Here is a 20642-nt window from a genome sequence, read left to right as displayed (position 1 = left end):
AGAAATGGTCGGAGCGAGAGGATTTGAACCTCCGACCCCCAGTCCCCCAGACTGGTGCGCTAACCAGGCTGCGCTACGCTCCGATTTGGAAAATCTTGACGGCCGCCGCAACTCAAAATTGCATGGGAAGACCGTCCCGGTCTGCCGGTTGGGTACCCGGAACGCATCCGCACGTCAAGGACGGATGCGGTGTCCTCCCCCGCCGCGTCGGTCGGCCGCTCATTGTTTTGCGACTCTCCTGCGGTAAGGCGGCATGCTTTAACGTCGATACTCGGGCAGGCGCTGCAGCAGGTCGATGATGGGGTAGTCGACCCAGGCGTGGGTCACGAGATCGCGGTGACGGCCCCCGCCGCCGGGAACCACTGCAACGCCGCCGGACGCCAACCGCGTGTTGATCTGACCGCTGACATCAACGTCGTGCGCAGCCAGGATGTCTTCGAGCTGGGCATTCTGATTGCGCGTCGAGCTGAGATAAACGCTCACGAAAAACGCCGACGGGTCGGCTTCGATCCAATGTGCGAACTTGTCGAGATCGCCATAAAGGGAGTCGAGCAGCACCACGCCGCGCACGCGTTTTTTCAAACCGCCCTTCTCGATGGCCGACGCCGCCGCGACGTAGCCGCCGCTGTAGGCGACGACGATGATCGGCATGCTGGCGAATGTGCGCAGCGATCTGCGGTCGCCGAACATGCGCGCCAGATGTTGACCCGCTTCGCCGATAAAGCGGCCGAAAGCGCCGGGTTGCCAGAATTTCCCCGCGCTTGAATCGCGCGCATCGACGGCAAGCTGCGGCGCGACCAGAACGACGTTGGCGTTCGATGCTGTAATCTGCGCCGGGACCTTCTGGCGCGCGAGGACGTCGCGCTGCAGCGTCGCGCCGTGGCCGTGAAAGAAAACCAGCATCAGCGCCGGGCGGCGGATATCGAATCCTTTCGGAATGTGCAGCAGCACCCGATTGTCGTCATACGTTTGATCTTCCCAGTACAGGCGCCCTGAATTGGTGCGATGGCCCAAACGGCCGTTCTCGTTGACGTTGAGAAACGGCACGTTCGTGCCCGGCAGCATGCCGTGATAGGGGAACGGTGCAGTATCGAAATGTACGAGAGCGGTCTTGTCGATTTTCGTTGGCCGGCTGCGCGACTGCACCAGCGTCTTCGATGGAACGATGGGGCGCGGCTTTCCTTGGCTGGCGTCGGCCGAGGCGAGGCCAAGCGTCCAGGCGGCGCCTGCACTAAGCGTGCGTGCGAGGAATTGCCTGCGTCCGTTATTCATTGCCGCCGGCGCGATGCCATAGCGCCCCCGCATTCGATACGGCCATCATTCGAATCGCATTTACCCTCTGACAGAATAGTGGGCGGAGCGCGCCGCAAAAACGAATGTGTCGCTCTAAAGTCCAAAATTGTTCAATTCGTGAGGCAAATGTCGACCAATGCGGCAACCATAATTTGGCAATTGCCATAATCGTGCTCGAAAAACGTTCCGCACGCGCCTCTTAGATGTATTTTGGCAACTCGGATTTAACATGTTTTTGCGGCAGTTGTTGGAACGTTACCGAGTCAATACTGTCCGCAAGCTGGCCTTGGTTAAGCCCCAATCATGACAACTGCCGCATCCATCAGCGCACCGTCTTCCGTAACATCCGGACTCGATGTCCGCGCGGTTTCGACGGTCACCGCCACCGCGCTCGCCGTTGCTGATATGATCGGCATCGGTGTCTTTACCAGTCTCGGATTTCAGGTCGCGACCATTCCGTCGGCCTTCTCGGTGCTGATGCTCTGGGTCGTCGGCGGAATTGCGGCGCTCTGCGGTGCGCTGGCTTATGCCGAATTGGCGGCCGCATTTCCGCGATCGGGTGGGGAATACAATTTCCTGTCGCGCATTTATCATCCCGCCGTCGGGTTTCTGGCGGGCTGGATTTCGGCGACGCTCGGTTTTTCGGCGCCTATCGCGCTCGCGGCTATGGCTTTCGGCGTGTATTTTAAGGGGATCATTCCCAGTGCACCCCCTCTCCTTCTGGGGCTTGCCGTCGTTTGGGCGGTGACGCTCATCCATTTGAGCGGCATCAAGCATTCGAGCAAATTCCAAAATATTTCGACGATCATCAAAGGCACGCTAATCATCGCGTTGATCGTCGCGGGACTTGCCTATGGCGTGCCGCAGCCGATCTCGTTTGCGCCCTCAGCGGCGGACTTCAATTACATCGCCAGCGCGCCATTCGCCGTCAGCCTTGTATTCGTGATGTACGCCTACTCGGGCTGGAATGCTGCGACCTATATCGCAGGCGAAATTCGAGAGCCTGCCGTCAGCCTGCCACGCTCGATCATTGCCGCGACCGTCATCGTCATCAGCTGCTACGTCGCGCTCAATGCCGTCTTTCTGTACACGACGCCGATCTCAGTAATGGCGGGCCAGATCGACGTTGCGATGATCGCGGGCAAGCACATCTTCGGTCAGCTCGGCGGAATGATCGTCGGCGCGCTCATTTGTATCGGGCTCATTTCCTCGATCAGCGCCATGGTCTGGATCGGGCCACGCGTCACGATGGCGATGGGCAAGGATCACGCGCTATTCCGCGCCTTGGCTCTCACCAGCAAGAACGGCGTTCCGACGTATGCAATCCTGCTACAGCTCGCGATCGTCAGCGTGCTTTTGATGACGCAGAGTTTCGAGGCTGTGCTTGATACGATTCAGTTCAGCCTGACGCTCTGCTCATTCCTCGCCGTGGTTGGCGTCATCATCCTGCGCTGGAAAGAACCCAATCTACCGCGGCCGTATAAGACGTGGGGTTACCCTCTCACGCCGTTTATCTTCCTCGGCGTAACTGCCTTCATGATGTATCACCTCATCGTAGAGCGTCCTCTGCAGTCTCTGGCTGGTCTCGTCATTATGATGACGGGTTTAGCCGTGTATGCTTATGCGCAGCGGCGCCCGATGCTCGGTCAGGATCTCGATAGGACCCAACATGGCTAGAATGCGCGTGACCGCAGCGATCGCCTTCGCGGCGCTCGCGGTTTCGATTTTGTCGATTCCCGCACGTGCCGAACCTCGCGCAAGCCTGGACGACACCGCCAAGTTCATTGCGGGCATGCAGCCGTCCGACGGTTCGCCGCTCAAGGCCTACACAAACGATGGCTTTTGGAAGCAGTACGCGGCGGGCTTCAACCAAGCTTGGGACGGTCTGGAAAAGCGTCAACTGAGCAAAATTCGGATGCTCGTGTCGCGCAATTTCAAAAATCCGCAGCCGACGCTGTTCTATTTCTTCAGCGGCGCCGACTATCTCTACGCAGACGCTTTCTTTCCGTCGGCCAAGACTTACGTGATGGCAGGGTTGGAGCCGCCGGGACAAATTCCGGACTTGCGGAAATATTCGCGCGGCGAGATGGCTGGCGCGCTTCGTGAGCTTCGTGCGTCGCTTTCTTCATTGCTGAGCTACAGCTTCTTCCGCACGCGCTCCATGCGGATCGACTTTGGCAGCGCCAAGCTCAACGGCACGACGCCCGTGCTGATGACGTTCCTCGCCCGCTCCGGCAAAACGATCTACGACGCCGAGCTGTTTGATTTGGCGAGCGATGGGACGTTGCACTCCGTCGATGAGAAGATTGCGAAACCTACGGGCCGCGGCGTCAAGATCACCTTCGGAGATGCCAGCGTCGGCGCCAAGCGCACGCTCTACTATTTCAGCACCGATCTTTCGGATGGCGGCTTGAAGTCGAGCGGCTTCCTGACGTTCTGCGACACGCTCGGCAAGGGTGACAGCTTCGTCAAGAGCGCGTCCTATCTCATGCACGAGGACAACTTCTCCACCGTGCGCACATACTTGCTGGAGCATAGCGTGTCGCTGCTGGAAGACGATTCCGGCATTCCAATCCGTTATTTCGCCAAGGGCTGGCAGCTTCACCCCTATGGGCGGTACGCAGGGCCGATCAGCCTCTTCGCCGGAAAGTATCAGGCGCGTCTGAATGAGGTTTTTGCGAAGGACAAGACAACTCGGATCGACTTCAGCCTTGGGTATCGGTGGCGGCCGGCGGAGTCGAATGTCCTGCTCGCCGTCAAGGACGAGACTGCGGTGGCGTTCAACGAGACGATACCGCCGGTCGTCAAGACCAGCGCGTCGGGAAATTCGAGGTTGAAGGCGGAAACGGCGGCCGACAGGCCTGCGAAGCGCCGCTATCGCTACCGGAAGCAGAAATCGGTCGACAACTCCTTCTTTCCGATGCTCTTCGGGCCGTAAACGCGGCTGCATTCCATAAACCCAGCGAACTGAGACCGCGGCTGATCGCGTTTAGCCGCGCAGGAATGCGTCAAGCGTCGTATGCGGAAATACCTCGACGGCGAGTGTTTCGGGAAGGCATTCGGCTGCGACGACGCCGACATGCTGCGCATCAATCGTGAGATCTCGAACCGCCACGCGCCGCGCGGTGTCCGTTTCCCTCACCTCTTCGCCGCCAACGACTCCTTCCTGCGTCAGCAAACGGCCGATGCCGATGCCCAATGCCTTAGCCACAGCTTCGAGCCGGACCCACGCCGCGATAACGCCCGCATCGTTGGCCGCCGAAAGGTGGGGCTGAGCTGCGAAACGTCCAGCGGCCGCGACGATGCGGTGACGGCGATCGGGCGACATCTTTAGCGGCCGGGCGCGTCTTTCCAGATCGACTCCGAGGGGCATGCTCGCCGACACCGCGATAAGCGCGGCGCTGCCAGTGTGAGAGATGCTGAAGTGCGCCAATCTTCCAGGTAGAACCGGTCGGCCGCCCGGCTCGATTTCAAACGGAATTTGCCGCAGCCCAGGGCCGACGATACGTTCAAGCGCGATGCGCGTTGCGATGCGCGAGGCACGCCAATGACGACGTGCCTCGATATTCTTCATCGCTTCTGCGCGCTCGACATCAGCGGGCGACAACCGGGGCGTCCGCTCCTCCTCGACTTCGAGGCCAGCAGCCGCGCTGTCGAGATCGACGAAGAATATCCGGATATCGGGGGGTGCTTCGCGCACTCCTGAGATCGGAGCTAGTTTGGCAGGAGATTTAGGTTCGCCCTGCACGCGATTTCTTCACATCGTCGGGTGCGGCGACAGGATTGATAGGCTGTCCGCGAAGAATAGCACAGGCGATTTCAAGCTCGCGGATTGCGCTTTGAATCTGGCTTTTCGTAATGGCAGCAAGATCAACCGGCGCTTTCGTCTGCGGCTCGATCGCCACGACGGACGGCGCAGGCTTCGCGATCGGCTTGCGGCCGCGCTTGCGGCCTGTCGCAACGGTCGTAGGTGCTGGCTGAGGTGCAGCGACTCGATGGGCTGCAGCCTTTACCTGATCGACGCCATGCTCGCGCAGAATTTTCTGCACGCCGCGAATTGTATAACCTTCCGCATGGAGGAGCGCACGGATGCCGCGCAGCAGCTCCATATCCTCCGGCCGGTAATAACGACGACCGCCGCCACGCTTCATCGGGCGAATCTGCGGAAAGCGTCCTTCCCAGAAGCGCAGCACGTGCTTTGGTATCTGGAGCTCGTCGGCCACTTCTCCGATCGTGCGAAATGCTTCCGCCGACTTGTTCATGGCTCGCCCCCTCGCGTTCCCAACAACCCCTTGCAATTGAACGCTTAGTTTCGCGCACTTGCAACAGCGGTGTTAGCGACTCGCGTGGCCTTTGTTGATCCTATCCTTCATAATATTGGACGGACGGAACACGAGCACACGGCGCGGCGTAATCGGTACTTCCTCGCCCGTCTTGGGATTGCGGCCGACACGCTCGCCTTTCTGACGAATGCCGAACGAGCCGAACGACGACAGTTTTACTGCGTCGCCACCCGCCAAGCTGCCGGAAATTTCCTCGAGCACCCGCTCGACGAGATCCTGGCTCTCGTTGCGCGGCAAACCAACTTTTTCCACGACGGCTTCCGCGAGATCAGCCCGCGTCAATGTCTTGCCCACCATCCCAATTCCTCCCAGCCGAACATCACTTTGAAAATGATCTCGAAACATCATTTCGGCCGGGGATGGTAGCGGCGGTTCGCCGCGGGGTCAACTGGGTACGCTGCAACAAGCGTCTGATAAAGAACGATATTCTACGCTGCAGCGCACCAAAACGGGCGTTACCAGCGGGCCAGGACGGCGCCCCAAGTAAATCCTCCGCCCATCGCTTCCATCAGGATCAGGCTGCCTTCCTTGATGCGATGAGCCTCAAAAGCATCGTTCAGAGCGAGCGGAATGGAGGCGGCCGATGTGTTGCCGTGCTTATCGAGCGTCATGACGATTTTTTCGGGCGCGACGTTCAGCTTTTTGGCGATGCCATCCAGGATGCGCTTGTTCGCCTGATGCGGGATGAAGAGATCAATTTCATCGGGCGTATAGCCGGTTTGAACGAGCGTCTCCTCGATGACGCCCGAGATCTTCTGAACGGCGTGGCGGAAGACCTCGCGGCCGTTCATACGCAGATGACCGACGGTCTTGGTCGAGCCGGGGCCGCCGTCGACATACAGCAGTTCTTCAAAACGGCCATCGGAGCGAATGAGCGTCGAGATGATGCCGCGGTCGTCGCGCATGCCACGCTGCGGCTGCGCTTCGAGCACGACCGCACCGGCGCCATCGCCGAATAGAACGCAGGTGGAGCGATCGGACCAATCGAGAATACGCGAGAACGTCTCGGCGCCGATGACGAGAGCGCGCTTGGATTGCCCGGCTTTCAGGAAATTGTCGGCGATGGTAAGCGCATAGACAAAGCCGGAGCAGACGGCCTGCACGTCGAATGCGGCGCCCTTCGTGACGCCGAGCATCGTCTGGATTTTCACCGCCGTGGCGGGGAACGTGCGGTCGGGCGTCGACGTCGCGCAGACGATGAGATCAATTTCGACAGGGTCGATCCCTGCACGGATCAACGCCTGCTTCGCAGCAGCTGCGCCGAGTTCGGATGTCAGCTCTTTTTCGTCGGCGATGTGGCGTTCGACAATTCCAGAGCGCTCGCGGATCCACGCGTCGCTTGTATCGACGATTTTCGCGAGATCATCATTCGTCACTACGCGCTTAGGAAGGTGTGCGCCGACGCCGCGAATGACAGAGCGGAGAATTGCCAAATCTATGCCTTTCCAAGCAAACTTCCGGTCGTGTCGCGGGGCACAGGTGCCGCGCTGCTGACAGCCGCCGCCGAAAGCCTATGGTGAAAACCGTCAATGTCGGCCGTGAGGCGCGCGATCAGGCCGGAATCGGCCATCTCGTACGCAAGATCGACGGCGCTCGCAAATCCAAAGGCATCGGTGCCGCCGTGGCTCTTCACCGCAATACCGTTCAAGCCCAGAAACGTGCCGCCATTGACGCGGCGAGGGTCCATTTTTTCTTTCAGAACGCGGAAGCCGCCTTGCGCCAAGAAGGCGCCAATCTTGCTGACGATAGAACTCATCATTGCAGATCGAATATAGGTGCTGATCTGCTTGGCTGTTCCCTCCGCCGTCTTCAGCGCAATATTGCCGGCGAAGCCCTCGACAACGACAACGTCAACGGCGCCCTGCCCGATCTGATCGCCTTCGACAAAGCCCTTGTATTCGAGCGGGAGAACATCGACCGACTTCAAAAGCGCGTTCGCGGACTTGACGTCCTCGTTGCCCTTCATCTCTTCGGTGCCGACGTTCAGCAGGCCGACGGACGGCCGCTCGATGTGGAAGACGGCGCGCGCCATCGCGGCGCCCATCAAGGAAAAGTCAGCGAGCTGACTGGCCGTCGCGCCGATGTTGGCGCCGACATCGAGCACGATGCATTCGGATTTCACTGTTGGCCATAGAGCCGCGATCGCCGGACGCTCGATGCCTGCGATTGGGCGCAGCACCAGCTTCGCAATCGCCATCAGCGCGCCGGTGTTGCCCGCCGACACGGCAGCGTCTGCCTCGCCGGCTTTCACCGCTTCGAGCGGCAGCCACATGCTGGAACCCTTGCCGCGCCTCAGGGCCTGGCTCGGCTTTTCATCCATCGAGATAACAAGATCGGTGTGGACGACACGGCTCTTTGCGCGCAACGCCGGATGCTGCGCAAGCGCTGCTTCGATGCGCGGCTGCTGGCCGTAAAGGATAAAGCTCAATGCGGGCTGGCGCTCAAGTGAGAGCGCGGCGCCGGGGACCACGACCTCAGGACCGTGATCACCGCCCATGGCATCGAGTGCGATCGTCTTTGGGCTTGCCATTCTTTGTCGATTGCCGCGAACGCCGCGTTCGGCGCACCTGCACCAGACTCAGCTTTACGGCCCTATCAGTCCCCGAAATTCGGCGAGACCATATCCTTTTGGAGCCCGCCCACAAGGCGAAATCGCACCTCGTGACAGAACCACTCACATCTGAGTACTTTACCTTGACTTTTCATTCGCATATAGCGCCATGAAGCCGTTTTACGGCTTCTTAGCTTGGCCTGACCGGGTGCGGACCGGGGCAACCAAACGCGCGGTTTAGCGCTTATCCTTAAGCTTCGATAAAGCGGCGAACGGGTTGCTGGGGCTCTCCTGACCCGATTTTGGATCTTCCCATGAGAATTCCGCGCCTTCGCGCCGTGGATAGGGATCGAGGGATGCCGACAGCGTTTCGAAGACGATGCGCCCGACGGGAATCAACCCATGCTCCAGCAATTCGACATCGCTGCCGCTTAGAACGCTGGAATCCTCATCACTTTCCTCGGACTTGAGGTCGGGCCAGAACTCGACGTCAAACGCCGCTTCGACCTTGCCAGCGACGGGTTCGAGCGAGACGACACACGCCTGTTCTACGCGCGCAGAGAGTGTCCCCGAAAGTCGGTACGCGCCGCCCGAAATCGAGACGATGCGATAGCGCGACGACAGGCTCGCGACACTGAGGATATCGAGCCCCTTCGCAACGTCCTGCAATTCCTCAGCCGTCGCCTCTCGCGTGCGGTTCAAACCACCCGCTGGAATTTCGGTGGTTTTTTCGGTCCAATCCAAAGCGTCCGTCACGTCTCAGTCTTTCCGATCATTGAGTGCTGCCCGATCATTGAAGTGCTCGCGTCCAAGAGTTGCGCAGCTGCACCGCTTTGCACCCAGACGTCAAAAGGCACCACAGCTAGCGCCGATGACGCAGCGCGAACATAGTTTGCCAGCGCGCGCTCTGCATCCTGCCGTTTTGCGGCGCCGGGCAATGCATAATGCTCAAGGTTTGCAGCCAAGCGGCCATCTTCTATGTCGGCGACGCTGCTCTGGTAAATCGTGGCGCGTTCATAAAATGCCGCGGCGGCGCGCTTAACCTTCTTTGGCACCGCAAGATCGCCGATACCCATTTCGCGCATGCAATCGTCCATGTCCTCGACGAAAATTTCGATCATGCGCTGGCTGAGGCCCGCGGCATCGGGCACGGTGCCGCGCAATCCCTCCAGGGCGAGATAAAGGTGCAGTGCGACCAGTTCGAACCGGCCTTCAGGTGTGTCCGGAACGCCAATCGCACCATAAAAGTCCGGCTGTCTCGCAGCGGTCACGACGCTGCCATAAAGCTCTTTTGCTCTGCGCCCGGTTTCCGTCCGCTTGTTCAGCCATCGCAACATGTTGGGGGCAACTGTTAATAAGCTAGAGGGTTGCGGCGTGACCCAGTGAATTCTGGGGAACATGCCGTGCGGCCACGGGGGGGCGCAGTTGCTGCTTTTCGGCACTCAATCTAAACACGCGTGGCCGAAAGGGCGAGGTGATTCCCGCTAATGAAAGTACAAATGAAACAGAACGGGACCAGGCGCCAGTACCGTGCAGGAGCGCTTCTGCTGAGCCTGCTGGCTTCGGCTGCTGTTCTTTCAGGCTGCGGCGCGCCGACGATCACCAAGCACGGCATTGAATTTCGGCCGACAGATCTGCAGGCCATCCAGTCCGGCATGAGCAAGGACCAAGTGCGGAGCGCGCTCGGAACGCCAAGCACGACGGCGGTCTTGGGTGATGGCAGCGCGTTCTATTATATTTCCAGTACCGACTCTGAAAAGTCGTTCTTCTTGCCGACGGAAGAGAACCGGCAGGTAGTTGCAGTCTATTTCAACCAGGGCGCGACTGTCGACCACATCGCGAACTATGGTTTGAAAGACGGCAAGGTCTTCGACTTCATCAGCCGGACGACCCCGGCGCCGGGCGGCAAGGACGAAGGCATTCTGAAAGGACTCTTCCGCAATCTCGGCAAGCAACAGCTCTTCGGCGGCGGCTGACGTTTACTTCGCTCCGTGCCGGGGGCTCGTTTCGCGCGGCAGCACCTGCTATATCGCGATGGGTGCCGCCGGGTCGCGCTCGAAAAAACGTGAGCCGGCAGCAAATGAAACGGATGGCCGGCGCGCAGGGCCAGACGTCGGCCAACGCAACAAATCCAGGTATTCCATGACCGAAAAAATCCAAGCGGGCTTCATGGCCTTTCTCGTGGACGGCAAAGACGGTATCGGCGCGATCCGCGAAGTGACGCCGACCTCACTCGTGCTTTATGTCGAGAACGCAGGTGAATTCGTCGTGCCGCTATCGGCGGTGAAAGACGTGCACTCGCAAAAGGTGCTCTTGAAGCCTGAGCTTCTCGACAAGCGCATTTTGGCCGCGATCGGTCATGTCCACGACAGCGAAGATCCCAAGCTCGTCGGATAAACATCTGTACAGTGTGCTGAACGCAAAAAGGCCCCGCGAACGACCGCGGGGCCTTTTCTGTCTGTAGGTTCGTCTGCGATCGTCACGCCATGTGTGCGAGCACGGCAAGCAGCAGCAGCGCAACGATGTTCGTGATCTTGATCGCCGGGTTCACGGCGGGACCTGCCGTGTCCTTGTAAGGATCGCCGACGGTGTCGCCGGTAACGGACGCTTTATGGGCCTCCGAGCCCTTCATATGCTTGACGCCGTCCTTATCGACAAAGCCGTCTTCGAAGCTCTTCTTGGCGTTGTCCCATGCGCCGCCGCCCGATGTCATCGAGATTGCGACGAAGATGCCCGTAACGATCACACCGAGCAGCATCGCGCCGACCGCGGAGAAGGCGGCACCCTTGCCTGCGATGGCATTGACGACGAAGAACAGCACGATCGGCGACAGCACCGGCAGCAACGACGGCACGATCATTTCCTTGATCGCGGCACGCGTCAGTAGATCGACCGCTCGCGCATAGTCGGGCTTCGACGTACCTTTCATGATGCCTGGATCGGCCTTGAACTGGCGACGCACTTCTTCAACGATCGATCCCGCTGCGCGGCCGACGGCCGTCATGGCGAGACCGCCGAAGAGATACGGAATGAGACCACCGAGCAGAAGACCAGCGACGACGTAGGGATTTTCAAGACCGAAATTGACTTCGACACCCTTGAAGAACTGATAGCCCGTGGCGCCTGCCTTGTTCGCTTCATCAATGAAGTGATGCAGATCGTAGTTATAGGCCGCGAACAGCACGAGAGCGCCGAGACCAGCCGAACCGATGGCATAACCCTTGGTCACGGCTTTCGTGGTGTTGCCGACCGCGTCGAGCGCATCGGTGGAGCGGCGGACTTCCTTCGGCAGTCCGGCCATTTCAGCGATGCCGCCCGCGTTGTCCGTCACCGGGCCGAAGGCGTCGAGCGCGACGATCATGCCGGCGAGACCGAGCATCGTCGTCGTGGCGATGGCGGTGCCGAACAGGCCGCCGAGCTGGTAGGTGGCAATGATCGCGGCAACGATCGCAAGCGTAGGCAGGGCGCAGGCTTCAAGCGAAACAGCCAGCCCCTGGATGACGTTCGTGCCGTGGCCTGTCACCGACGCCTGGCTAATCGAGCGCACCGGACGATAGCCGATGCCGGTATAGTATTCGGTGATCCAGACGATCAGGCCCGTCAGCACCAGTCCGACGATACCGCACAGGAACAAGTTGCCGCCGGTGATGGTCTGGCCGGCTGCGGTGCCGACTTCCCCGAAACCGCCGAGAACGTATTGCGTCGCGACGTACAGACCGAGGATCGAAAGCACAGCGGAAGCGATCACGCCGCGATAGAGTGCACCCATGATCGAGCCGTTGCTGCCGAGCTTTACGAAATACGTGCCAACGATCGACGTGACGATGCAGGCGGCGCAGATCGCGAGCGGATACGTGATGAGCGCCGCAAGGTTCGGCTGGCCTGCGAAAAAGATCGCGGCGAGCACCATCGTTGCGACGACCGTCACGGCGTAGGTTTCGAACAGGTCGGCCGCCATACCGGCGCAGTCGCCGACGTTGTCGCCGACGTTATCGGCAATCGTTGCAGGGTTGCGGGGATCGTCTTCGGGAATGCCGGCTTCGACCTTGCCGACAAGATCGCCACCGACGTCAGCGCCCTTCGTGAAAATACCGCCGCCGAGACGCGCGAAGATCGAGATGAGAGATGCACCGAAGCCGAGCGACACCAGCGCATCGACGACCTCACGGCTGCCCGCTTCCTTGCCGAGGCCGACCGTTAGCACCGTGTAGTAGACGGCGACGCCGAGTAGCGCCAAGCCCGCAACCAAAAGGCCGGTGATGGCACCGGCCTTGAACGCGATGTCGAGGCCCTTGCCCAGCGAGATCGTCGCCGCCTGAGCCGTGCGGACATTGGCGCGAACGGAAACGTTCATGCCGATGAATCCGGCGGCGCCGGAAAGAACCGCACCAATCAGAAAGCCGATGGCCTGCAGAGGTCCGAGCAGCAGCCAAGCGAGAATGAAGATGACGACGCCGACGATAGCGATCGTGCGATATTGCCGGCTGAGATAGGCCTGCGCGCCTTCACGAACGGCGGCTGCGATCTCCTGCATGCGGGCGGTGCCCTGGTCGGCACTTAACACCGCATTCGCAGTGATGACAGCGTAGAGGATCGACAACGCCCCGCAGGCGATGATCGCCCAAAGTATGTTGGTCATGAGTGGTCCCTTTTGGCACGCTTCCTATGAGGCCCGTTTTGATCGGACCCCTATCGCCGGTGCTTCCAGGTGCTGCCGAAACAGCTTTTCCGCCCCGACTCTTTATTCTGTGATTGTTGCAGTATCGGTTTTGGTCGGCGGACCATGCCAAAAGTGTCGCAGGGTTGCAACTCGTGCGAGACGTACTCCCGTCCCAAAAAGAAGCGGCCCGGACGGGAGACCCGCGCGAGCCGCATTCGAACGTTCGCCTGACAGGAGCTAGCAGCAGACGCTAGCGAATCAGCGGCGCCAATGACCACGGTGGCCCCAGCCGCCGCGCCATCCGCGATGGCCCCAGCGCCCGCCGCGCCAGTAGCCGCGGTGTCCCCAGTAGCCACCGCGCCAATGGCGATAGCGCCAGCCGGGCCCATACCAACGGCGATAGCCATAATACGGGCCGCCGTAGTAGCCGCCGTAATAATAGCTCGGGTAGTAGCCACCGTAATAATAGGGCCAGCCGTATCCGTAGTAGCCGGGTCCCCACCAGCGACGACGCCAGCCCCAGCCTCGGCGCCAGCCGCGATGCCACCCCCAGCCTCGGTGGCCCCAACCGCCACGACGCCAACCCGTCTTGGTGACAACGCTTGAGGCCTTGTCGACATGCATGGCCGTCAAGCCGGCTGCAGCGTTGGCAGAAGCCGGGAGTGTTCCCGCAAAAAAGAGTCCGGCGAGAACGGATAAACTCATGACAAGTTTTCGCATTGGTCTCTCCATAAGGGACAGTCGCCCTCGGACGGCTATGGGATCGACCCAGGGCCGGCGAACTTCAAACGCTCGTGAGTTCGCGCACGTTTCACGAACCTCACAGACACATCGCAAATTGTCTCGACCTGAGGCGGATTAAGTTCCGTTTGTTGTGAACAGCCGATGAATGTCTGATCGCATTTTCGTTGTGCGTCGCACGGTCTTTTCGCGCCTGCTGTCAGGCAGCGCGAGCCGTGATAGTTAAGCTCGATATTCGCTTTAGCGACCGGAGGCGGGGCGTGACGATCGAAAACAGTCTGCGGAGTGCCGAGGGACAGCAGCTCATCTCAAATGTTGCCTCAGCTTTCGGTATCGACGAACAAAAGGCGGCCGAGGCTGTACAGCTGCTTACCGATGAGCTCAGCGCTCGGATCCAACGCGCCATGCTGTCCCGCGGGGGGGTGGCCGATGTCGTGTCGCTGGTGACAGCCCCGGCAGCGCAGCGAGCGCTTACGCGTCCTGATGCGCTTGCCACCTCGGGGGTCGCTGCGGACGGCGACGACATCCTCGACGTGCTTATCGGCAGCAAACATGTGAGCCGGGGCATCGCCCAGCGCACGGCGCGGATGACCGGGCTCGATCCGATAACGGTCCAGAAGTTGCTGCCGGTGGTCGCTAATCTGATGGTCGGCGAATTGCAGCGGCAATCGGGCCCGGCGATCGCCAAGGTCGCGGGAAGTCTTCCGGGATTTGGCGGTGCAGGCGGCAGCCCCTTGCCGCTACCGGGAGATATTTTCCCGCCCAGGGGGTCGAACTCCAATTCCTCGTCCGATCTGCCAAGCGGACCGGCATCCAGCGCCTCACGCGGGCCGATCGATGCCGGCAATCCGCTGCCGGTACCTGGCGACACGATACCGGGCGTCGGACGTCGCAATCGCTACCCCCAACCGGGTCAGGACGATAATCCGTATAGCCGATTGCCCGATATCGTCCGTCGCGGGGGCGAGCGCGTGCCGGGCCCGGACGGCGGCTCGCTGGAGAGCGTCATCCGGTCGATCCTGGGCAATCTGCTCGGGTCGAACAGCGGCGTCGTCGGGACGATGATCAAGCTGTTTCTCGTCCGCTGGATCGTCTCGCTGGTCCGGCGGGTTCTCGCGGGCGCACTTAGTCGGCGATAACGCGGGGAAAAGCCCCCCTACATGCAAAGGGCCGCCCCGAAGGCCGGCCCTTTGATAGATTGGCGAAATGCAGAAGTGTCAGCGGCCCTTGCGGCACGGGCGAGCGTTAATATCGCAGCCCCATGAGCCGTCGCCGCCTGAGCAGGTAACAGTCTTGCTCGAAGCCAGACCCCAGTGCGCCCAAGTCGAACCATATTCAAAGTCGGTGAAGTCCGCCCACGACTTGATCGCGGAAGCGATTGCTGCCTTTTTCGTGGCTCGGCCCGAGCTTGAACCGTAGTGGTAGTGATCAACGAAGCATGTCTTGTTGCCACGTTCGCGCTGCTGCGCGTGAATTGCGGCTAATCCCGTCTCATCCGCGAGCGCAGGAACTGCGCAGGCCACAACTACAGCGGCGGCGAGCGCCGGCTTCACCCATCCGAACCGATTCATCTGTTCCCGTCTCCGAAGACTAATGGGGGCTAGTTCCCCATTCCGGCTATTTCGCAGATTCAACAGCCGTTCAGAAAGCTTTGTCGAAGGGAGAGAAAAGAAATTGGAGGAGAGAGGCAATCCGGGCACAGCTTTCTTGTCCTACGTCGCCAACGCGTTTCGCAATTTGGACAAGCTCTATTTCTGCGCCCGAGTTTGGCTGTCTTTTACTTCACGGCGACGACCGAGATTTCAACGAGCATGCGCGGGTCGATGACCTTGGCCTCGACGCAAGCGCGCGCCGGAGCGCCTTCGCCGCCGAGCCATGCGCTCCAGGCCTTGTTCATGCCGTCGCGGCTGCGGATGTCGCTGAGCCAGACAGTCGCCTGCACGATTTTCGCCTTGCCGGTACCGGCAAGCGCCAGCAGGCGGTCAATTTCGGCCAGAACTTCGGCGGTCTGGCCTTCGACATCCTTGGAAAGGTCGGTCGGGATGACACCGGCGGTAAAGACGAAGCCGTTGGCCTCCGTGACCTTCGAATAGACGGGGGAGGTTTCGTAGCGGGTAACGGTCACTTGAGGTCTCCTGTATGCGGATGGATTGCCGGCGCCTCATAGCAGGCGCCCGCTCCGGCCAGAAGCCTCAAAGCAGCGGTGGGTCTTCGTGCCGCTCGCCGTCGATGACGAGACCTTTGAGCGCCGCGGTGCCGTCGGTGCCAACTGCGACGATCGCCTCGATTTTGTGGTCTCGGACCTTCTTTTCCAGATCGATGCCCGTACCTTCGGGCACGAAGTACTGCTCGATCCCGTAACGGACGCTGGCGTTGGTTTCGGGCGGGTTCTGGGTTGTCCAGGCCGATTGCACCTTGCCCTTCAGCACGAGATCTCCGGCCGCCAGTTTCGGCGGAAAGACGGTGCTGACGTGGCTGACCAGCCATCCACCTTCAGGCTTTGCCGACAGCGTCACGAAGACTTCGCCGCCCGGCACAAAGCCGGTGAATACAGGATCGCTTGCGGTGGCCGAAGTCTTGATCTGGCTGATGTCGTAGCCGAGCGTCACGTAATCACCGCGGAAGATATCGCGGGGGTCGAGCGGCTGAACCGCCAAGGTCACCTCGCGGCCCGACTTCAAAAGGCGGTCGCGCTCGTGGATCATGTTGAACAGCGCCGCCGATTGAAGAAGCGCGACGCCGCCGAGAAGCGGCCACATCCATTTGCCGGTGGCGATCATGCGGGCAGGCCTCCGGTCGTGCTTCTGCGGGCCAAGCGGAGTGCTGCATACGCGAGCGCCGCAACGATCAGGGCCGCAATCAAGAAGAAGAGCGACGTGCCGAGAATCGAGCCCACGGTTTGGCCGTAGAGCGCCAGAATTTCAATTGAGAACGCGATGTATCCGAGCCAAAGCGCGCCGCGATTGCCCGTCGATAGCGCATGCGAAATGGCGGCGATCAGCAGTACGAGCGTGATAATCGCGAGCACGATGAGCCGCCCGACCGATGGACTTTCAAAAAATTGCAGTGCGAACAGCCCGGCGAAGGTGATGGCAATCGCATAGACGAATAAGGGCGCTACGATGTGTCCGAGATCGGGCCTGCTTTTTTCGAGGCCGACGAAACCCAGCGCTGCCAGCACGCCGATGATGGCGACGAGATCGTGCGAATGCCCGTGTCCCATCAGGTAGCCGAGCGACACGATGAAGACCGTCAGCGTCAGAGCAGACAGATGCAGCCCTGGCCACCAGCGCTGCCAAACGAACGCCATCGTCACCAAGCCCCAGCCGATCAAAAACGGCCAGTGCACGTCGCCACTTGCCGAGACATGCATCGACGACCAGACACAGACGAGGATCATCGTCAGGGCCAGCGCCGGATTGGAGCGCAGCGCGACGCCCGATACCAGCGTTCCTATCCACCACAGCAGAAGGCCATCCAACGGGTCGCCTGCGATGTGGTACATCTGGCTGACAAGCATGATGCTAGCGCCAAACATGCCCGCGGAAAACAGAACGGCCGCGTCTGCCAGGTAGGGTTGTCCGCGCGTGCCGAACCAACCGGCGAGGCCATAGCCTGCCCAGATCGACGCCAGCAGCAGCGCGAGGCGCGCCAGGCGCGGAACGTCCTCCCAGTGAGCCGCAACGAACGACAGCGCCGCAAAGCCGAACAGGACGCTCGCCAGAATTCCAAGCGCCGACGCCAAATTGAAGGCGTACGCACCGTTCTCAACGTCCGCAGCGATCGCCGCACGCCCTTCGGTGCTCAGCCAGCCGTTCGACTGCCAACGATCAAGATCACGGAGAAGGCGTCTTTTGTAAGGGGACCACATTTCGTCTCTTCACCGGAGCGACATACGTTTTAGCTATGAGATTGAAGAGCACGCCGACAATCCGTTGACCAGAGTGCGGCGGTCTCGTGGTTGCCGGTCGTTGCGTAACGCTCGCTGCAATTATCCGCAATTTCGCTCTTATTTTCAAATTTGTCACAGGATAGAGAGTTGTGCAGGCCTTGACGGGGCCACGCTTCTCGACCACTCTAGTTGCAAATGATTGTCATTTGCGACAACAGCAGGATGGATCGTGGACGCCCGCGCAGAACCGACATCGACAGTATCTGAACGTCCCAATCAGGGAACATGGCGCAGTCCGGCTAAAGATCCATCCTTATCGGATGTTTTTCGCACTGTCCGTGTCTCAGACCACAACACCAGCTGGCGGCGCCTCGCGGCGTTTTTCGGCCCCGGCTACATGGTCGCCGTCGGGTACATGGATCCGGGCAATTGGGCGACTTCGATCGCAGGCGGCTCGAAATTCGGCTATGCCCTGCTTTTCGTTGCGCTACTTTCGAACATCATGGCGATTGTTTTGCAGTCGCTGTGCGCGCGCCTTGCAATCGGCTCGGGGCGCGATCTCGCGCAGGCCTGCCGTGATGGCTATCCGCAGTGGGCGGCTTATCCGCTATGGCTGTTCGCCGAGATCGCCATCATCGCGACCGACGTAGCGGAAGTCATTGGTACGGCCATCGGCCTCAACCTGCTGTTCGGCATACCGCTCGAAATCGGCGTGCTGCTGACGGCGCTCGACGTTTTCGTCGTACTGTTGTTGCAGCGGCTCGGCTTTCGCTATCTCGAAGCTTTCATCATTACGATGCTGGGGGTCATCGCCATCTGCTTTGCGGTACAGATCGCCATGGCCGATCCGGAATGGGGCGCCGTGATTCGCGGCTTTGCGCCGACGACGGAAATTTTGAAAAACCCCGAGATGCTCTATCTCGCGCTCGGCATCATCGGCGCGACAGTAATGCCGCATAATCTCTATCTGCATTCCGCGATCGTGCAGACACGCGACTACGGCACGACGTCGGAACAGAAGCATGAAGCCCTCAAGTTTGCGACGATCGACTCGACGCTGGCACTGTGTCTCGCGCTGCTCATCAATGCTTCGATCTTGATCCTCGCGGCGGCGGCGTTCTATACGGCCGGCAAGACAAACGTGGTCGAACTCAGCGAAGCGCAATCGCTGCTGCATCCCCTCCTCGGCTCGGCCATCGCGCCGACGCTGTTTGGCATCGCGCTGCTCTGTTGCGGTTTGAATTCGACCGTCACTGCGACACTTGCCGGACAGACGGTAATGGAAGGTTTCCTGCACATCAGGCTGGCGCCCTGGGTGCGCCGGTTGATTACACGGTCCGTTGCACTGCTTCCAGCCGCAGGCGTGACGCTGCTCTACGGGGAAGCGGAGACGGGTAAACTTCTGATCCTGACACAGGTCGTCCTAAGCCTGCAGCTGCCGTTTGCCGTGATCCCGCTCGTGCAATTCACGGCGAGCCGCGGCAAGCTCGGCGACCTCGTTGCGCCGCGCTGGCTGACGGCCGTGGCCGTCGTGATCGCGGCCACCATCGTCATTCTCAACGCGAAGCTGGTTTACGACTATTTCATCGGCTAATTGCGCGTGATTTGCCTTGCGCCGCGCCCACGCGTAAGAAGGCGCGTCAGGCTGACGATGCCGGGCTACCCCTGCCCCCCTTCGGCCGACGAACCCATCCTCATTCCACGTCCGAAGGACCGCCGTGCAGACCGTTCGCTCATCTGTTGTTCACGTTATTGGCGCCGGACTTGCCGGATCGGAAGCCGCCCATCAGATCGCAGCGACGGGCACGCCCGTCGTGCTGCACGAGATGCGGCCAATGCGCTCGACCGAAGCCCACAAGACGGACGGTTTCGCTGAACTTGTCTGCTCGAACTCGTTTCGGTCGGACGACTGGGAAAACAACGCCGTCGGACTTTTACATGAAGAGCTTCGCCGCGCGGGCTCGCTCATCATGGCGGCGGCCGACGCACACAAGCTGCCTGCCGGTGGCGCGCTGGCTGTCGATCGCGATGCATTTTCCGCGGAAGTCACGGCAAGGCTTTCTGCCAATCCGCTTGTCACCATCGAACGCGGCGAGATCGAAGGATTGCCGCCCGAAGATTGGGATAACGTCGTCATCGCCACGGGGCCGCTGACGTCGCCATCGCTAAGCGCAGCACTCGGCAAGCTGACCGGCGAAGACTCGCTTGCCTTCTTCGATGCCATCGCGCCGGTCATTCATCGCGATTCCATCGACACGTCGATTGCATGGTTCCAGTCACGCTACGACAAGGCGGGACCGGCGGGCACGGGCGCTGACTATCTCAACTGTCCGATGTCGAAGGACGAGTACAATGCCTTCGTCGATGCCCTTCTGGCGGGCGAAAAAACGGTCTTTAAAGAGTGGGAGGCTTCGACCCCCTACTTCGACGGCTGCCTGCCCGTCGAAGTGATGGCCGAGCGCGGACGCGATACGCTGCGCTATGGGCCGATGAAGCCGGTCGGGCTCGATGATCCGCGCACGGGGCGTTGGCCGTATGCCGTCGTACAGCTTCGGCAAGATAATGCGCTCGGCACGCTGTGGAACATGGTTGGCTTCCAGACCAAGCTGAAGCACGCCGAACAGGTGCGCATCTTCCGGATGATCCCCGGCCTGGAGAATGCCGAGTTTGCACGACTTGGCGGCCTGCATCGCAATACGTATCTCAATTCGCCGAAGCTTCTCGACCGCTCGCTGCGTCTCAAAGCGATGCCGAGGCTGCGCTTTGCGGGACAGGTGACCGGCGTCGAGGGATACATCGAGAGCGCCGCCATCGGCTTGCTCGCGGGGCGGTTCGCGGCAGCCGATGCAGTCGGCGTCGCCGCCGCTGCACCCCCACCGACGACGGCGCTTGGGGCGCTCCTCGATCACATCACGGGCGGCCATCTTAGCGTTGATGACGGCGAGCGTGGCGCGGCGCGATCATTCCAGCCGATGAACATCAACTACGGCCTGCTGCCGGATCTCGACGCCAATCCGACACACGATAAGAGCGGACAGAAGCTCAAGGGACCGGAGCGCGGACGCGAGAAGAAGCGGCTCATGTCGCGACGAGCGCTTGCCGATCTCGCTCTGTGGCTTAGCGACGATGCGGCCGTGAAGAAGTCGGCGTAAAATCGTCTTC

The 20642-nt window shown here is 60.7% G+C and carries 21 protein-coding genes and 1 tRNA gene; 7 read left to right on the top strand and 15 right to left on the bottom strand.

Features of this window, described 5'->3' with window-relative positions; genetic code table 11:
• Nucleotides 1-5: 5 nt before the first annotated feature.
• Nucleotides 6-83 (bottom strand) — tRNA-Pro (locus RLW55_RS13015).
• A gap of 175 nt (nt 84-258) precedes the next feature.
• Nucleotides 259-1272, bottom strand: a complete 1014-nt coding sequence (locus RLW55_RS13010; RefSeq protein WP_414463080.1) for an alpha/beta hydrolase — start codon at nt 1270-1272, stop codon at nt 259-261.
• A gap of 324 nt (nt 1273-1596) precedes the next feature.
• Between RLW55_RS13010 and RLW55_RS13005 the strand changes: the two genes are divergently transcribed.
• Nucleotides 1597-2970, top strand: a complete 1374-nt coding sequence (locus RLW55_RS13005; protein ID WP_423414423.1) for an APC family permease — start codon at nt 1597-1599, stop codon at nt 2968-2970.
• Nucleotides 2963-4231 (top strand): hypothetical protein, encoded by a 1269-nt coding sequence (locus tag RLW55_RS13000; RefSeq protein WP_423414422.1) that lies wholly within the window; start codon nt 2963-2965, stop codon nt 4229-4231. Before RLW55_RS13005 ends, RLW55_RS13000 begins: the two co-directional genes overlap by 8 nt.
• A 51-nt stretch (nt 4232-4282) precedes the next feature.
• Here RLW55_RS13000 and RLW55_RS12995 read toward each other — a convergent pair whose 3' ends face one another.
• The 7 genes from RLW55_RS12995 to RLW55_RS12965 form a co-directional block, all read right to left on the bottom strand.
• A complete protein-coding gene (locus tag RLW55_RS12995; protein WP_423414421.1) occupies nt 4283-4993 on the bottom strand; it encodes a 4'-phosphopantetheinyl transferase family protein in 711 nt (236 codons plus the stop codon).
• Nucleotides 4994-5024: 31 nt separating this feature from the next.
• Nucleotides 5025-5555, bottom strand: coding sequence for a MerR family transcriptional regulator (locus tag RLW55_RS12990; RefSeq protein ID WP_409560419.1), 531 nt, complete (start codon nt 5553-5555; stop codon nt 5025-5027).
• 72 nt (nt 5556-5627) lie between these two features.
• Entirely contained in the window at nt 5628-5933 is a 306-nt protein-coding gene (locus RLW55_RS12985; protein WP_013948272.1) for an integration host factor subunit alpha, read from the bottom strand.
• 158 nt (nt 5934-6091) lie between these two features.
• Nucleotides 6092-7069 carry a beta-ketoacyl-ACP synthase III gene (locus RLW55_RS12980; protein ID WP_013948273.1) on the bottom strand — a complete coding sequence of 326 codons (978 nt, stop codon included), beginning with the start codon at nt 7067-7069 and terminating at the stop codon, nt 6092-6094.
• A gap of 2 nt (nt 7070-7071) precedes the next feature.
• Nucleotides 7072-8166 (bottom strand): phosphate acyltransferase PlsX, encoded by a 1095-nt coding sequence (plsX, locus tag RLW55_RS12975; RefSeq protein ID WP_409560420.1) that lies wholly within the window; start codon nt 8164-8166, stop codon nt 7072-7074.
• A 258-nt stretch (nt 8167-8424) separates the two neighbouring features.
• Nucleotides 8425-8943 (bottom strand): YceD family protein, encoded by a 519-nt coding sequence (locus RLW55_RS12970; RefSeq protein ID WP_423414420.1) that lies wholly within the window; start codon nt 8941-8943, stop codon nt 8425-8427.
• Nucleotides 8940-9587 (bottom strand): ubiquinol-cytochrome C chaperone family protein, encoded by a 648-nt coding sequence (locus RLW55_RS12965; RefSeq protein ID WP_414463085.1) that lies wholly within the window; start codon nt 9585-9587, stop codon nt 8940-8942. The genes RLW55_RS12970 and RLW55_RS12965 overlap by 4 nt, the downstream gene beginning before the upstream one ends.
• 99 nt (nt 9588-9686) lie before the next feature.
• On the opposite strand from RLW55_RS12965, the gene RLW55_RS12960 reads away from it, so the two are divergent.
• Both RLW55_RS12960 and RLW55_RS12955 read left to right on the top strand, forming a co-directional pair.
• On the top strand, nt 9687-10163 hold the full coding sequence (locus tag RLW55_RS12960) for an outer membrane protein assembly factor BamE (protein WP_409560423.1): 477 nt from the start codon (nt 9687-9689) through the stop codon (nt 10161-10163).
• Between the two features lie 166 nt (nt 10164-10329).
• The gene (locus RLW55_RS12955) at nt 10330-10584 is read left to right on the top strand and encodes a hypothetical protein (protein WP_013948278.1); all 255 of its coding nucleotides are present in this window, start codon (nt 10330-10332) and stop codon (nt 10582-10584) included.
• An 82-nt stretch (nt 10585-10666) separates the two neighbouring features.
• On the opposite strand, the gene RLW55_RS12950 is transcribed toward RLW55_RS12955, so the two are convergent.
• Both RLW55_RS12950 and RLW55_RS12945 read right to left on the bottom strand, forming a co-directional pair.
• Nucleotides 10667-12826: a sodium-translocating pyrophosphatase gene (locus RLW55_RS12950; protein ID WP_409560424.1), complete on the bottom strand. Its 2160-nt coding sequence runs from the start codon at nt 12824-12826 to the stop codon at nt 10667-10669.
• 279 nt (nt 12827-13105) lie between these two features.
• Complete coding sequence (locus tag RLW55_RS12945; RefSeq protein ID WP_423414419.1) at nt 13106-13567, bottom strand: VrrB protein; 462 nt, start codon at nt 13565-13567, stop codon at nt 13106-13108.
• Between the two features lie 281 nt (nt 13568-13848).
• On the opposite strand from RLW55_RS12945, the gene RLW55_RS12940 reads away from it, so the two are divergent.
• Nucleotides 13849-14727 carry a DUF937 domain-containing protein gene (locus RLW55_RS12940; RefSeq protein ID WP_423414418.1) on the top strand — a complete coding sequence of 293 codons (879 nt, stop codon included), beginning with the start codon at nt 13849-13851 and terminating at the stop codon, nt 14725-14727.
• A gap of 78 nt (nt 14728-14805) precedes the next feature.
• Here the strand turns inward: RLW55_RS12940 and RLW55_RS12935 are convergent, their stop codons facing one another.
• From RLW55_RS12935 to RLW55_RS12920, 4 genes are all read right to left on the bottom strand, one after another.
• Nucleotides 14806-15159, bottom strand: a complete 354-nt coding sequence (locus tag RLW55_RS12935) for a hypothetical protein (protein WP_409560427.1) — start codon at nt 15157-15159, stop codon at nt 14806-14808.
• 206 nt (nt 15160-15365) lie between these two features.
• Nucleotides 15366-15713, bottom strand: a complete 348-nt coding sequence (locus RLW55_RS12930; RefSeq protein ID WP_024276090.1) for a RidA family protein — start codon at nt 15711-15713, stop codon at nt 15366-15368.
• Between the two features lie 67 nt (nt 15714-15780).
• The gene (locus tag RLW55_RS12925; protein WP_423414417.1) at nt 15781-16368 is read right to left on the bottom strand and encodes a GDYXXLXY domain-containing protein; all 588 of its coding nucleotides are present in this window, start codon (nt 16366-16368) and stop codon (nt 15781-15783) included.
• Nucleotides 16365-17459: a DUF2157 domain-containing protein gene (locus tag RLW55_RS12920; protein ID WP_423414416.1), complete on the bottom strand. Its 1095-nt coding sequence runs from the start codon at nt 17457-17459 to the stop codon at nt 16365-16367. Before RLW55_RS12920 ends, RLW55_RS12925 begins: the two co-directional genes overlap by 4 nt.
• A gap of 250 nt (nt 17460-17709) precedes the next feature.
• Here RLW55_RS12920 and RLW55_RS12915 point away from each other — a divergent pair, with 250 nt between their 5' ends.
• Together RLW55_RS12915 and trmFO are read left to right on the top strand one after the other, a co-directional pair.
• Complete coding sequence (locus tag RLW55_RS12915) at nt 17710-19074, top strand: Nramp family divalent metal transporter (RefSeq protein ID WP_423414415.1); 1365 nt, start codon at nt 17710-17712, stop codon at nt 19072-19074.
• Between the two features lie 124 nt (nt 19075-19198).
• The gene (gene trmFO / locus RLW55_RS12910; RefSeq protein ID WP_423414414.1) at nt 19199-20632 is read left to right on the top strand and encodes a methylenetetrahydrofolate--tRNA-(uracil(54)-C(5))-methyltransferase (FADH(2)-oxidizing) TrmFO; all 1434 of its coding nucleotides are present in this window, start codon (nt 19199-19201) and stop codon (nt 20630-20632) included.
• Nucleotides 20633-20642: the final 10 nt, after the last annotated feature.

It is taken from the genome of Hyphomicrobium sp. B1 (assembly GCF_049532635.1).
In the GTDB taxonomy this organism is placed as follows: Bacteria; Pseudomonadota; Alphaproteobacteria; order Rhizobiales; family Hyphomicrobiaceae; genus Hyphomicrobium_B.
This window is presented reverse-complemented; position numbering and strand designations above follow the sequence as displayed.

Coding starts and splice junctions, on each gene's coding strand:
- RLW55_RS13010 (WP_414463080.1), bottom strand. CDS start 1,272: ATGAATAACGGACGCAGGCAATTCCTCGCACGCACGCTTAGTGCAGGC.
- RLW55_RS13005 (WP_423414423.1), top strand. CDS start 1,597: ATGACAACTGCCGCATCCATCAGCGCACCGTCTTCCGTAACATCCGGA.
- RLW55_RS13000 (WP_423414422.1), top strand. CDS start 2,963: ATGGCTAGAATGCGCGTGACCGCAGCGATCGCCTTCGCGGCGCTCGCG.
- RLW55_RS12990 (WP_409560419.1), bottom strand. CDS start 5,555: ATGAACAAGTCGGCGGAAGCATTTCGCACGATCGGAGAAGTGGCCGAC.
- RLW55_RS12985 (WP_013948272.1), bottom strand. CDS start 5,933: ATGGTGGGCAAGACATTGACGCGGGCTGATCTCGCGGAAGCCGTCGTG.
- plsX (WP_409560420.1), bottom strand. CDS start 8,166: ATGGCAAGCCCAAAGACGATCGCACTCGATGCCATGGGCGGTGATCAC.
- RLW55_RS12965 (WP_414463085.1), bottom strand. CDS start 9,587: ATGTTCCCCAGAATTCACTGGGTCACGCCGCAACCCTCTAGCTTATTA.
- RLW55_RS12960 (WP_409560423.1), top strand. CDS start 9,687: ATGAAACAGAACGGGACCAGGCGCCAGTACCGTGCAGGAGCGCTTCTG.
- RLW55_RS12955 (WP_013948278.1), top strand. CDS start 10,330: ATGACCGAAAAAATCCAAGCGGGCTTCATGGCCTTTCTCGTGGACGGC.
- RLW55_RS12950 (WP_409560424.1), bottom strand. CDS start 12,826: ATGACCAACATACTTTGGGCGATCATCGCCTGCGGGGCGTTGTCGATC.
- RLW55_RS12945 (WP_423414419.1), bottom strand. CDS start 13,567: ATGCGAAAACTTGTCATGAGTTTATCCGTTCTCGCCGGACTCTTTTTT.
- RLW55_RS12935 (WP_409560427.1), bottom strand. CDS start 15,159: ATGAATCGGTTCGGATGGGTGAAGCCGGCGCTCGCCGCCGCTGTAGTT.
- RLW55_RS12925 (WP_423414417.1), bottom strand. CDS start 16,368: ATGATCGCCACCGGCAAATGGATGTGGCCGCTTCTCGGCGGCGTCGCG.
- RLW55_RS12920 (WP_423414416.1), bottom strand. CDS start 17,459: ATGTGGTCCCCTTACAAAAGACGCCTTCTCCGTGATCTTGATCGTTGG.